Below are 13,083 nucleotides of genomic sequence, written 5' to 3' on the forward strand. Positions count from 1 at the left end.
GCATTCCAGACACTACATCTCCAATGCCGAAAACAAAAATGCCAGGCGCTATGCCTGGCATTTTTGTAACTCATCTGCCGCCTGAAGGCGAATCAGAATGGCAGTTTCATGCCCGGCGGCAGTTGCATGCCGGCAGTCATGCTGCCCATTTTGTCCTGGCTGTTGGCTTCGATCTTGCGCACGGCATCGTTGACCGCGGATGCGATGACCGCTTCCAGCATTTCCTTGTCGTCTTCGCTCATGCCTTCGACCAGGCTTGGGTCGATGGTCACGCTCTTGACGTCATGACGACCGGTCATCACCACGGTGACCATATCGCCACCGGCCTTACCGGTGACTTCGGCGTTGGCCAGTTCTTCCTGCATCTTGGCCATTTTTTCCTGCATCTGCTGCGCCTGCTTCATCAGGCCGGCCATGCCACCTTTCATCATGGTAATCACCTCAAAAGTACTTGGATTAAAACAGCGCCCGGCCCATGCGGCCAGGTGCCTTCAGTTATTAGCCCTGAGTGACCAGGGCGTCGACAGGTTCAATAGTATCGTTACGGACCACTGCACCGAACTGCTGCATCATTTGCTGGATGAACGGATCACCGTGGATCGATTCCTCCGCCTCGCGCTGACGGTTGGCGCGGCGGCGCGAAGCCGCTTGTGCCGGGGTTTCCTGCTCGGGCTTGATCAGCTCGATGCTCAGGGTCAGCGTGCGCTGGTGATACTGGTTCAGCGCATCGTTGAGGCGACGCTGTTGAGTGGCGTTGAACAAGGCACTGTGGGCCGGGTCCAGGTGCATCAGCCAATTGTCGCCATCGACCGCGATCAGCGTGCAGTTGGCGGCGATACTGCCGGTCATACCGGAGATCGGCAATTTCGGGAACAGCTCCAGCCATTGCAGGGCCAGACCAGTGGCCGGCATCGCCGCGGGCTCAGGCTCGGGCTCCGGAGCCGGGTCGGCGGCATGCTCGCTGGCCAGTTCGTCGAGGTAACTGTAGGCCGAATCCATGTCCGGCTCGATGTAATCCTCGTCCAGCGGCGGCTCGTCATCCAGGTCCATGCCCGGCGTCGCGGCATCGACGTCGGCCACCGAAGGTTCCGGGATCGGCGCGGCGGCCCACTCCGGGGCGTCCGGCACCACGCTGTCCGGCGTCGGCAACGGCATTGGCGGTAATTCGGGTTGTTCGCTGGCGGTTTCCAGCACCGGCTCTGCCGCCGGTTGCTGGACGGGCGCTGGCTCGACCGGGTCATTCCACGGCAGGTCGACAACCTCTTCGACCACGACCGCTTCAACCACAGGCACAGGCGCAGGTTCTGGCACAACGACCGGCGCAACCGGTTCCGGTGCAGGCGCTGGAGCTGGAGCTGCCACTGGCGCAGCCGCTATCGGTGCAACGGCCGCAGCGACTACCGGCGCAACAACCGGCGCGGCAGCCACTGAGTTTGCGGAATCAACTGTGGCCTGGCTGATCCCCACTGGCTTTAACGGTTGCCTCGGGGCATCCGCGGTGTCTGCGGGCCGGAACGCCAGCATCCGCAGCAACACCATTTCAAAACCGCCCCGGGGATCCGGCGCCAGCGGCAGGTCGCGGCGCCCGATCAGGCCCATCTGGTAGTAGAACTGCACGTCTTCGGCCGGCAACGCCTGGGCCAGTGCCAGCACGCGATCACGGTCGCCGTGACCGTTATCGACACCTTCCGGCAAGGCCTGGGCGATGGCAACGCGGTGCAGCACATTGAGAATTTCCGAAAGCACGCCGTTCCAGTCCGGGCCTTGTTCGGCCAGATGGCGGACGGCTTCGAGCAACGCCTTGGCATCGCCTTCGATCAGGGCATGCAGGACGTCGTAGACCTGCCCGTGATCGAGGGTCCCGAGCATCGCCCGCACGTCGGCGGCCATGACCTTGCCTTCACCGAAGGCAATCGCCTGGTCGGTCAGGCTCATGGCATCACGCATCGACCCGTCGGCGGCACGGCCCAGCAGCCACAGCGCATCGTCTTCGAACGGCACGTTCTCGACACCCAGTACGTGGGTCAGGTGCTCGACAACGCGTTCCGGCGTCATGTTCTTCAGGGAGAATTGCAGGCACCGCGACAGAATCGTTGCAGGAAGTTTCTGCGGGTCAGTGGTCGCCAGGATGAACTTGACGTAGGGTGGCGGCTCTTCGAGGGTTTTGAGCAGTGCGTTGAAGGAATGGCTGGAAAGCATGTGCACTTCGTCGATCAGGTAGACCTTGAAGCGCCCGCGGCTCGGGGCGTACTGCACGTTGTCGAGCAATTCGCGGGTATCTTCGACCTTGGTGCGGCTCGCGGCGTCGATCTCGATCAGGTCGACAAAGCGGCCTTCGTCGATTTCGCGACACACCGAGCATTCGCCACAGGGGGTCGAAGTGATACCTGTCTCGCAGTTAAGGCATTTGGCAATGATCCGCGCGATGGTGGTCTTGCCGACCCCACGGGTACCGGTAAAGAGGTAGGCGTGGTGCAGCCGCTGGCTGTCCAAGGCATTGATCAGAGCCTTGAGCACATGGGTCTGGCCGACCATTTCGCGGAACGAGCGCGGACGCCATTTACGTGCAAGAACCTGATAACTCATCGAAAACCGTCGCAGCGAAGGAAGCAGAAGCGGCTAATGCTAGCGGAGCAAGGGACAAATTGCATCCGGTGCGCTCGTGTATTGTGGCTAAGCTGCACATCGGGGGCTTTTAACGGAGTGTTTATGCGGCTGGCCTTGGGGGCATTGCTGTTGATCAGCCTGGACGGCGTGGCTGCGCAAGCACCGCTGCGCTTCGTGATATCCGACAGCTGGACCATGCCCATGGTGCAGCTTGAACGGGGCAAGCCGACCCAGGGCATCCTGTATGACGTGATGCTCAGCCTCGCGACTCAGGTCGGCGTGCCGGCCGAATTCCATGTATTGCCCCGCGGGCGGGTGGAAAACGCCATGGAGCAAGGCGAGGTCGATGTCCGCTGTTATGCCGCGCAATCGTGGCTGCCCGATCAGCCTGGCGATTATCTCTGGAGCATCCCGCTCTTCATTCAACCTGACTTGTTGATCAACCGGCATGCGCCGCCCGGCGCAGTCAACCCCGCCGACTTGCCGGAACAGCCCATTGGCACCGTGCTCGGTTACAGCTACCCGACCCTGCAGCCGCTGTTCGACACCGGCCAACTGCAGCGCGACGACGCACGCAATCAGGAACAAGTGCTGGAAAAGCTCCTGGCCGGCCGCAATCGCTATGCCGTCAGCAATCAATGGAGCCTGGACTGGTTCAATCACCGCCTGCTGCCGGAGCAGCAACTGCAAGGCGTGGCAGTGCTGCAGGAAAACCAAATCGGTTGCTACGTCCGCAACGACCCGAAGATTCCGGTGCAGAGCATCCTGCGCACCCTGGCGCGGATGAAGATGTCCGGGGAGATCGATGAGGTTGTTCGGCTGTATATCGGTGGCGAGCCTGCGGCTGTGGATAAACCGCAAACGGCAAAAAACCGCCCCGGAGAAAATCCTGGCAGCTAGCGAAAGTCTGATTTCAGAAGGATAACGCGAGAGAACACTCGCGTGGCGTTAAGGTGGTAACCCTACCAGCCACACCCCGGCACACAATGTCACCGCTGCGGCTGCTCCCTTCCAGGCCTGACCGGGTTCACGGCTGATCGTTGCGGGGGGACCGATAGGGTCACCATAACGACGCTCACCTGTCGGCGAGCCGCGCCATTGTACCTATCTGAGGCGAAGTTACAACCGTTGGTTTCGGATTAAAAACATGAGGGGCTTCAAGCACTTGCTATTGCGCCTCAAGCACCTCGTCCGCCCTGCCGCCCTCCTGCTGAATCACCAGATGAATAAAGTGCAGCTTGGCAATGACCGCTGGCGGCAGGACGAACGGATAGAAATCCGGCTGCCCCATGCTGCGTGACAATTCGTTGAGCATGCCCGCCAGTTCGATCCAGGCATTGACGAACGACAGGAACGCCGCGCCGCCGGGATGCTGCGGATCGTAAAGGGTTTGAGGTGGAAACGGCTGATAGTCGAAGTCCATTTCCCGGGCACTCATGCCAAACCCCAGCGCGGTGTCCACCGCATCCATCATGTGCAGGTAATGCGCCCACGTTTCCGCCCAGTCTTCCCACGGGTGCATGGTGGCGTAGGCGCTGACGTAGTGCTGCTGCCAGTCGAGCGGTGCGCCCTGCTGATAATGCCGCTCGAGGGCTTCGGCATAGCTGGCGCGCTCATCGCCGAACAATCCGCGAAAAGGCTCAAGCCACTGGTCATTGGCGATCAATCGATCCCAGTAGTAGTGCCCGACTTCGTGACGAAAATGCCCGAGCAGCGTGCGATAGGGTTCGTGCATTTGCACTCGCACCTGCTCGCGGTGCGCATCGTCGGCTTCCTTGATATCGAGGGTGACCAGGCCATTGGCGTGCCCGGTAGTGGGCGGTTTGCCTTCGAGGTCCACGCCGATGAAATCGAAGGCAAGGCCCGTGTCTTCATCGACGGTTTTGGGAATCACCTGTAACCCCAGGCTGAGCAGTTGCGCCACCAGACGCCGCTTGGCGGTTTCCACCTTGCGCCAGCGCTCGTGGTTGTCGGCTATCGATAGGTCAGGAATGGTGCGATTGAGGCTGCAGGCAATGCACAAGACGTCACGGTCATTGGCAGGCAGCAACCAATTACAGGCCGCCGGGGAGTCGAGATTGGCGCAGCTTCGAAACAGGCCCGCCCCGGGATCGGCATCCAGCCGCCAGGTGCCTGCCTGCACACCCGGTTGCAGCGCAGACAAGCGACTCTGCTCCGGCTGATAACCCAACGCCGCTGAACAGGCCAGGCACTGGCTGTTGCGAAAGAACAGCGACTGCCCGCAACGACAGGACCAGACCTTGCTGTTGCGCGAGCTTTCGCCCATGAACGGCGCGGCGATGCGCGAGCTGAGTTGCTCGAAGAAAGGGTACATGGCGATCTCTCCCTGGGGCTTGCCAAGACTAGATCATTTCCAAGAAATGATTGCTCCCATGGTGCGAATGGAATGCTTGCACCTGATAGCAAGTCGAGCGCAACACCTGTGGGAGCGAGCTTGCTCGCGATGGCGGCAGATCAGCCAATATTAATGTCGGCAGTAACGCCCTCATCGCGAGCAAGCTCGCTCCCACATTTAAATCGCGCCTTTAATCGGTCTTGCCATACTCGCGCAACGTTTTGATAAGTGCCTCTTCATCCAGCACTTTCAAGCCCAGCTCATTGGCCTTGGTCAACTTCGAACCGGCACCCGGCCCTGCCACCACGCAATGGGTCTTGGCCGATACCGAGCCGGCGACCTTGGCGCCGAGGCTTTCGAGTTTGTCCTTGGCGATATCGCGGCTCATCAGCTCCAGCGAACCGGTCAGCACCCAGGTCTGCCCGGCCAGCGGCAAGCCTTCGACGACCTTCTTCTCGCTCTGCCAGTGCATGCCGAAATCGGCCAGTTGCTTCTCCGCCGCTTCGGCCAATTGGCGATTGGCCTCGACCGCGAAGAACTCGCGCACCGAATTGGCCTGTTTTTCCGGCAACGCCTGGCGCATATCCAGCCAGTCAGCACCGATCACAGCCTGCAGCGAGCCGAATTTGTCCGCCAGTTTCTGCGCCCCGCCCGGCCCTACCAAGGGGATATGCAGTTTGTCGAGGAAACCGCCCAGCGTGGTGCTCGCCGTAAACTCGGCACCCAACTCGCCCTGATCCTGAATCTGCAGGCCATGCCTGAGCAAATCAGCGATCACCTGCTGGTTATGCTCATCCTCGAAGAAACTGTGGATCTCGTGCGCGACTTCCAGGCCAACATCCGGCAAGTACGTCAGCACCTGCGGCAAGGCCTGTTGCACCCGCTCCAGCGAACCCAGGGAGCGGGCCAGGACCTTGGCTGTCTCCTCGCCGACATCAGGAATCCCCAGGGCGTAGATGAACCGCGCCAGCCCCGGCCTCTTGCTGTCTTCGATGGCGCCGAGCAGGTTCTTGCTCGACAGTTCGGCAAAACCTTCCAGATCGACGATCTGCTCGAAGGTCAAGGCGTACAGATCCGCAGGCGAGCTCACCAGGCCTTCGTCGACCAGTTGCTCGACACTCTTCTCACCCAGGCCTTCGATGTCCATGGCGCGACGGGAAACGAAGTGAATGATGGCCTGTTTGAGCTGCGCGCCACAGGCCAGCCGGCCGACGCAGCGATACACCGCGCCTTCGCTGACCGTTTCGCGACCCTTGCTGCGCTTGATCAGTTGCGTGCGCTCGACATGGGAACCGCACACCGGACATTGCTCGGGAATCTGTACTGGCCGGGCGTTTTCCGGACGACGCTCCATGACCACTTGCACCACTTGCGGAATCACGTCACCGGCACGGCGGATGATCACCGTGTCGCCGATCATCAGGCCCAGGCGCGCGACTTCGTCCATGTTGTGCAAGGTGGCGTTGGCCACCGTGACGCCCGCGACCTTGACCGGTTTCAGACGCGCCACCGGCGTCACCGCCCCGGTGCGGCCGACCTGGAATTCCACATCGAGCAGCTCGGTGAGCTCTTCCATCGCCGGGAATTTGTGGGCGATGGCCCAGCGCGGTTCGCGGGCGCGGAAACCCAGTTCGCGTTGGGAGGCAATGCTGTTGACCTTGAACACCACGCCGTCGATTTCATACGGCAGCGCGTTGCGACGCTCGCCGATGTCGCGGTAGTAATCCAGGCACTCGGCGATGCCGTGCGCCAGCTTCAACTCATGACTGATTGGCATGCCCCAGGCCTGGAGTTGCTGCAAATTGCCGATGTGCGTATCGGCGATGTCCGCCGACACCTGGCCGATGCCGTAGCAGCAGAACTCCAGCGGGCGATTGGCGGTGATCTTCGAGTCCAGCTGGCGCAAACTGCCCGCCGCCGCGTTGCGCGGGTTGGCGAAGGTCTTGCCGCCGACTTCCAGTTGCGTGGCGTTGAGCCGCTCGAAACCGGCCTTGGACATGAACACTTCGCCGCGCACCTCCAAGGTCGCCGGCCAGCCGGTGCCGTGCAGCTTGAGCGGAATGTTGCGTACGGTGCGCACGTTGACGCTGATGTCTTCGCCGGTGGTGCCATCGCCGCGGGTCGCGCCGCGCACCAGCACGCCATCCTGATACAGCAGGCTGACGGCCAGCCCATCAAGCTTGGGCTCACAGCTGTATTCAACGGTTGCGCCGCCACCGAACAGGTCGCCCGCCGGCAGGTCCAGGCCTTCGGTCACCCGGCGGTCGAACTCACGCATGTCGGTTTCTTCGAAGGCGTTGCCGAGACTGAGCATCGGCACTTCGTGACGCACCTGGGTAAACGCCGACAGCGCCGCGCTGCCCACTCGCTGGGTTGGCGAGTCGCTGGTGATCAGTTCGGGATTGGCCGCTTCCAGAGCCTTGAGCTCGCTGAACAAGCGGTCGTATTCGGCGTCCGGAATGCTCGGTTCGTCGAGCACGTGGTAACGATAGTTGTGCTGATCCAGCTCAGCGCGCAGCTCTAAAATACGGTTCTTGGCGGCGGTCATGGGTGTTCTCTCATAAAGCAAAAGAGCAGCCGAGGCTGCTCAATCTGTTTTGCCGATCATCCCGCGCACCGCGCGGGAATAACCATTTCAATCAACGTTTCTGGGTCAGGGCGCGGCGTTCGAACTCGACAATGCGCTGACGGTAGTGCTCGATCGTCTGGGCGGTCAGCACGCTGCGCTGGTCGTCCTTGAGCTCACCGTTGAGCTCCTGGGACAGTTTACGCGCCGCTGCCACCATCACGTCGAAGGCTTGCTTCGGATGGCGAGGACCTGGCAGGCCCAGGAAGAAACTCACCGCCGGGGTGCTGAAGTGGTCGATGTCGTCCAGGTCGAATACGCCAGGCTTGACGGCGTTGGCCATGGAGAACAGCACTTCACCGTTGCCGGCCATGCTTTCGTGGCGATGGAAAATATCCATCTCGCCGAAACGCAAACCGCTCTCCAGAATGTTCTGCAACAGCGCCGGGCCCTTGAAGCCGGCAGCGTCGCGGCAGATCACGCTGATCACCAGCACTTCTTCAGCTTGCGGCTGATCCTTGTCGTTGACCGCTGGCGCGGACTTGGTGTCGTCCGGGAAATCGTCGTCGCGGCTGCTGAAGCTCGGGCCGCCGTCCAGATCCAGGCTGAGGTTCATGTCGCCCTGGGAAGGCTCGCTGTGGCCACGCTTGCCGCGTTTGGAGCCCGACTCGCGAGGCTCCCGGGCCGGCATGCTCACCGACGGCAGATCCTGCTCGTCCAGTTGCGGCTCTTTATGTGCGTCCAGCACGCGCGGCGGGCCCAGCAGCTCGGCGCTGCTGTCCTCGTCCGGCAGGTTGGACAGACTTCGATCAAGACGGAACTTCAGTTTTCCCTTGCCGCCGCGCATACGGCGCCAGCCATCGAAAAGAATACCGGCAATGACAATAATGCCGATGACGATCAGCCACTCGCGCAGACCGATTTCCATGTAATCCCGTGCCTCTATAAAAAATGCTGAAAAATAAGGGGTTTACAACCTGCAAACCGCTTTAAAACGTGGCGCCAACTCTATGTTCTGACAGGCGTTTTGCCCACGTATACGAAAAATTGACATTAAACTAGCACGACCAAAGGCAACTTTACACCGTCTACCACGTTGGCTAGCGCGAATATGTCGATTGGCCAGCAAGTCGAAGCCAGGAAAAGAGTCCTACAAACCGCAAACACTCTTCCTACAACCACGACTCAGGCATCCACCATCGCCATCGCCTCCTCGACATCCACCGCCACCAGACGTGAACAACCGGGTTCGTGCATCGTCACACCCATCAGTTGTTCGGCCATTTCCATGGCGATCTTGTTGTGGGTGATATAGATGAACTGCACTGTCTGTGACATCTCTTTTACCAATCGCGCGTAGCGTCCAACGTTAGCGTCATCCAGTGGCGCGTCAACCTCATCGAGCATGCAGAACGGCGCCGGGTTCAACTTGAAGATCGCAAAAACCAGAGCCAATGCGGTCAGGGCCTTTTCGCCGCCGGAGAGCAAATGGATGGTGCTGTTCTTCTTTCCTGGCGGCTGCGCCATGATTGTTACCCCTGTATCGAGTAGATCTTCGCCCGTCAGTTCCAAATACGCGCGGCCTCCACCGAAAACTTTTGGGAAAAGTGCCTGTAAACCGCCATTGATCTGATCAAAGGTATCCTTGAAACGGTTGCGGGTTTCCTTGTCGATCTTGCGAATCACGTTCTCAAGGGTTTCAAGGGCTTCCACCAGATCGTCGTTCTGCGCATCCAGATAACGCTTACGCTCCGATTGTTGCTGGTACTCATCGATGGCCGCCAGGTTGATCGCGCCCAGACGCTGGATCCTGGCGGCGATGCGCTCGAGTTCTTCCTCGGCTTCCTTCTCGCTGGCCTCGGCCGTCAGGGTCGCGAGTACGCCGTGGAGATCGTAGCCGTCTTCCAGCAATTGGTCCTGCAAAGTCTTGCGGCGTACGGTCAGGGCTTGCCATTCCATGCGCTGGGTTTCGAGCTGGCTGCGAATCAACTGGGATTGCTGTTCGGCCTGGCTGCGGCGCTTCTCGGCGTCGCGCAGTTCGCGGTCGGCATCTTCGAGGGCGATCTGCGCGGTCTTGAGCTCTTCGTCGACGGTCATGCGCTTGTCGAGCAACTCCTCGAGTTTCAGGCGCAGCTCTTCCAGTGGCGCTTCGCCCTCCTCCAGATTGAGGCTCAGTTGCTCGCGTTTTTCGGTCAGCCGCTCGGACTGCATCTCCAGACGCTCCAGCGCCTGGCGCGTCGAATCATGCTGCGCCTTGAGCGAGCCCAGACGCACCGCCAGCTGATGAGCGTGATCCTTGTGCTGCCGCGCTTCCTGACGCACCCGGTCCAGACGCTCACGCAGGCTGTCGCGCTGGGCCAGCAGCAACTCACGCTGCTCGGTGTCCTGCGCCATGCTGTCGAGGGCTTCCTGCAATTGCAGGCGCGCTTCGCCGATGTTTTCGTGTTCCAGAGCTCGCTGCTCATCGAGTTCGATGAGCTCTTCGTCGAGGCGGGTACGGCGCAGGGTCAATTGTTCGGCCTTGGCTTTACCGGCGGACAATTGAGCCTTCAACTCACCTTGCTGACGTGCTTCGTCCTGCAGCAAACGGCGCAGATGTTCGCGACCGTTCTCCTGCTGACGCTGCTGTGCCCTGAGATTCTGCAGTCGGGTTTCCAGGGTTTCGACAGCGGCTTCGCGTTCTTCGCGCTCCAGGCCCAGTTGCTGGATTTCCTGACCCCGGGCGAGCACGCCGCTTTCCGCTTCACTGGCCCGACGCACCCGCAGAAAATGCCGACCGACCCAGTAACCGTCGCGGCTGATCAGGCTCTGCCCGGCAGCCAATTGACTGCGCAAGGCCAAGGCCTGTTCGAGGCTGTCCACCGGCTTGACCTGCCCCAGCCATGGCGACAGATCGAGCTGCGCCTCGACCTTGTCCAGCAGGCTGCCCGGCACCCGTACGCCATCGCTGGACGGGCTGAGCAAGCGCAAGTCGCCCTGGGCAAACCCGGACAGATCGAAATCGTTGAAGTCGTCCACCAGCACCGCTTGCAGGTCGGCGCCCAGCACGGTTTCCACCGCCAGTTCCCAACCGGCCTCAACCTTCAGGCCTTCTGCCAGGCGCGGGCGATTCGCAAGATTCTGTTCGCGCAGCCATTCGGCGGTACCGGTGCCCGGGTCGAGCGCGGCTTGCTGCAAAGCTTCGAGTGAAGCCAGTCGACCGTTGAGGCGCTGCAAATCGCCTTGCGCCTGCTGCTGCGCGGTCAGCGCTTGCTGCAGTTCCTGACGCAACTGCTCAAGCTTTTCGACCTGGGCTTCTTCGCTGGTCTGCAAATCCTCGAGCGTCGCTTCGGATTCGGCGAGCTGCTCGCTGAGCGCCATGATCGCCGCGTCTTCCGGGTCCGCCGAGAGCAAGGCGCGTTCTTCGCCAAGACGCTTCTGGCGATCGGCCAGGCGCTCCAGGCTGGTTTCCAGCTGCTGGATCCGCGATTGCTGCACTTCGGCCTGACGGCGCGGCTCGGCGGCGGTGAGGTTGAACGTATCCCACTGCTCTTGCCAGCCGTGCATGGTGGTTTCGGATTCTTCCAGCGCGGCAGCGGCCTCTTCGGCGGCGGCGCTGGTGACTTCCTGCTCCGGGGTGAGCATGTCCAGCTCTTCGCCGAGGGTCAGCAGCAGCGTGCGGTCGTGGCCCAGGTGCGATTCGGTTTCCAGGCGTGCGCGCTCGGCCTCTTTCAGGTCATCCTGCAACTGGCGCAAACGCTGCTGACCGTGCTGGATGCTCTGCTCGACCCGGGCAATGTCGCCGCCGACCGAGTAGAAGCGCCCCTGCACCAGGTTGAAGCGCTCCGACAGGTCGTGGTGCCCGTCACGCAGGCGCTCGATGCTTGCGTCGGCATTGCGCTGTTCGGCCACCAAGGCTTCGAAAGAAACTTCCTGGTTGCCGATGATCGCTTCACGCTGGCCGACCTGATCGTTCAGCGCCTGCCAGCGCAGGGCCGACAGCTGGGCCTTGAGCTGACGCTCCTCGCCCTTGAATTCCTGATACTTCTTGGCGGCCTCGGCCTGGCGGTGCAAGCGTTCGAGCTGACGCTCAAGCTCTTCGCGCAGGTCGGTCAGGCGCTCAAGGTTCTCGTGGGTACGGCGGATGCGGTTTTCCGTCTCGCGCCGGCGCTCCTTGTACTTGGAGATACCCGCGGCTTCTTCGATGAAGTTGCGCAAGTCTTCGGGCTTGGACTCGATCAGCTTGGAGATCATCCCCTGCTCAATGATCGAATAGCTGCGCGGGCCAAGGCCGGTGCCGAGGAAGATGTCGGTGATGTCGCGGCGCCGGCATTTGGTGCCGTTGAGGTAATAGGTAGTCTGGCTGTCGCGGGTCACTTTGCGGCGAATGGAGATTTCCGCATAAGCGGCGTACTCCCCGAGCAAGGTGCCGTCGGAGTTGTCGAACACCAGTTCGATGCTCGCCTGGCTCACCGGCTTGCGGCTGGTGGAGCCGTTGAAGATGACGTCGGTCATCGATTCGCCGCGCAGGTTCTTCGCCGAACTCTCGCCCATCACCCAGCGCACGGCGTCGATGATGTTCGATTTGCCGCAGCCATTGGGCCCGACCACCGCCGCCATGTTACTGGGGAAGTTCACCGTGGTCGGGTCGACGAAGGATTTGAACCCCGCCAGCTTGATGCACTTGAGCCGCACCCTCAGGCGTCCGTCAGGGCAGAGATCACCAGATCGCAACTGCGCTGGGCGTAAGCCGTCAGCACTTCGCGAATCTGCACAAAGTCACGGGCCAGCACGGCAGCGAGCAAGCGTTCGAACAGCTCGAGGAATTCGCTCATCGACGCTTTGCGCTGCTCCAGCGCGAGAAAATAGGCACGGCTCATGGCCGGCTGCAGATTCTCGACTGTCTCCTGCAAGTACGGGTTGTTGGCGAACGGGTACGCGGCGCGCATCACATTGAAGCTGTCGTCGACGAAAGTGCGGATGTCCTGACGCTCGTAGCTGGCAGTCAGGCGTTGCTGGATCTGCACGAACGGCGCCATGTCGGCCTGGGTTTTCCAGCCGCTGGCCACGGAGTTACCGAGCAGGATATAGAGTTCGCTCATCAGCGTGCACAGGCTCTGCACCTTGTGCGGTGTGAGCTCGGTGACGTGGGCGCCACGTCGCGGCAGGATCGCGATCAGGTGCCGACGCTCGAGGATCAGCAAGGCCTCGCGGACCGAACCGCGGCTGACGTTGAGGGCCAGCGTGACCTTCTGTTCCTGGATGCGCTCTCCGGGCTTCATTTCACCGCGAATGATGCGTTCAGCGAGGTGGTGAGCGATTTGCTCGGCGAGGCTGTCCGGCGCCTTGAACGTCATGGTTGTCCTTCAAACTCTTTGATCTGTACAAGCGGCGCAGTGTAGCGCAATTGCTTCGTCAGGGCGGAGTGCCCGCCCGGAGGTTTTTGGCACGATTCAAGCAAATTCAAGCAAAAAAGCAGGCTATCGAACCAGCGACAATAATTAAGGAACAGGTGGTTAATCGACAAATTGCAATTTCCTGACCTTTAAGTCAGAAAATCATTGACCGAAAAGTC

At 61.1% G+C, this 13,083-nt stretch carries 8 protein-coding genes and 1 other RNA gene; 1 reads left to right on the forward strand and 8 read right to left on the reverse strand.

What is annotated here, in order from left to right; translation table 11 throughout:
* Positions 1–92: 92 nt before the first annotated feature.
* Together AC1RDQ_RS20310 and dnaX are read right to left on the reverse strand one after the other, a co-directional pair.
* Positions 93–431 carry a YbaB/EbfC family nucleoid-associated protein gene (locus AC1RDQ_RS20310; protein WP_007971455.1) on the reverse strand — a complete coding sequence of 113 codons (339 nt, stop codon included), beginning with the start codon at positions 429–431 and terminating at the stop codon, positions 93–95.
* Between the two features lie 67 nt (positions 432–498).
* Positions 499–2,586 (reverse strand): DNA polymerase III subunit gamma/tau, encoded by a 2,088-nt coding sequence (gene dnaX / locus AC1RDQ_RS20315; protein ID WP_223616154.1) that lies wholly within the window; start codon positions 2,584–2,586, stop codon positions 499–501.
* 123 nt (positions 2,587–2,709) lie between these two features.
* Between dnaX and AC1RDQ_RS20320 the strand changes: the two genes are divergently transcribed.
* Positions 2,710–3,507, forward strand: coding sequence for a substrate-binding periplasmic protein (locus tag AC1RDQ_RS20320; protein ID WP_492587975.1), 798 nt, complete (start codon positions 2,710–2,712; stop codon positions 3,505–3,507).
* A 60-nt stretch (positions 3,508–3,567) separates the two neighbouring features.
* On the opposite strand, the gene ffs is transcribed toward AC1RDQ_RS20320, so the two are convergent.
* The 6 genes from ffs to AC1RDQ_RS20350 form a co-directional block, all read right to left on the reverse strand.
* Positions 3,568–3,664, reverse strand: an RNA gene (ffs, locus tag AC1RDQ_RS20325) — signal recognition particle sRNA small type.
* Positions 3,665–3,775: 111 nt separating this feature from the next.
* Complete coding sequence (locus tag AC1RDQ_RS20330) at positions 3,776–4,942, reverse strand: zinc-binding metallopeptidase family protein (protein WP_492587976.1); 1,167 nt, start codon at positions 4,940–4,942, stop codon at positions 3,776–3,778.
* A gap of 211 nt (positions 4,943–5,153) precedes the next feature.
* Positions 5,154–7,511, reverse strand: a complete 2,358-nt coding sequence (ligA, locus tag AC1RDQ_RS20335; RefSeq protein WP_492587977.1) for an NAD-dependent DNA ligase LigA — start codon at positions 7,509–7,511, stop codon at positions 5,154–5,156.
* A 91-nt stretch (positions 7,512–7,602) separates the two neighbouring features.
* Complete coding sequence (gene zipA, locus AC1RDQ_RS20340) at positions 7,603–8,457, reverse strand: cell division protein ZipA (RefSeq protein WP_008050196.1); 855 nt, start codon at positions 8,455–8,457, stop codon at positions 7,603–7,605.
* A 257-nt stretch (positions 8,458–8,714) separates the two neighbouring features.
* Positions 8,715–12,203 carry a chromosome segregation protein SMC gene (smc, locus tag AC1RDQ_RS20345; RefSeq protein WP_154946549.1) on the reverse strand — a complete coding sequence of 1,163 codons (3,489 nt, stop codon included), beginning with the start codon at positions 12,201–12,203 and terminating at the stop codon, positions 8,715–8,717.
* A 2-nt stretch (positions 12,204–12,205) separates the two neighbouring features.
* Positions 12,206–12,865 (reverse strand): GntR family transcriptional regulator, encoded by a 660-nt coding sequence (locus AC1RDQ_RS20350; RefSeq protein WP_057715686.1) that lies wholly within the window; start codon positions 12,863–12,865, stop codon positions 12,206–12,208.
* Positions 12,866–13,083 lie beyond the last annotated feature (218 nt).

The sequence above is a fragment of the Pseudomonas sp. GW823-FHT02E01 genome (assembly GCF_058797535.1).

Coding starts and splice junctions, on each gene's coding strand:
- AC1RDQ_RS20310 (WP_007971455.1), bottom strand. CDS start 431: ATGATGAAAGGTGGCATGGCCGGCCTGATGAAGCAGGCGCAGCAGATG.
- dnaX (WP_223616154.1), bottom strand. CDS start 2,586: ATGAGTTATCAGGTTCTTGCACGTAAATGGCGTCCGCGCTCGTTCCGC.
- AC1RDQ_RS20320 (WP_492587975.1), top strand. CDS start 2,710: ATGCGGCTGGCCTTGGGGGCATTGCTGTTGATCAGCCTGGACGGCGTG.
- AC1RDQ_RS20330 (WP_492587976.1), bottom strand. CDS start 4,942: ATGTACCCTTTCTTCGAGCAACTCAGCTCGCGCATCGCCGCGCCGTTC.
- ligA (WP_492587977.1), bottom strand. CDS start 7,511: ATGACCGCCGCCAAGAACCGTATTTTAGAGCTGCGCGCTGAGCTGGAT.
- zipA (WP_008050196.1), bottom strand. CDS start 8,457: ATGGAAATCGGTCTGCGCGAGTGGCTGATCGTCATCGGCATTATTGTC.
- AC1RDQ_RS20350 (WP_057715686.1), bottom strand. CDS start 12,865: ATGACGTTCAAGGCGCCGGACAGCCTCGCCGAGCAAATCGCTCACCAC.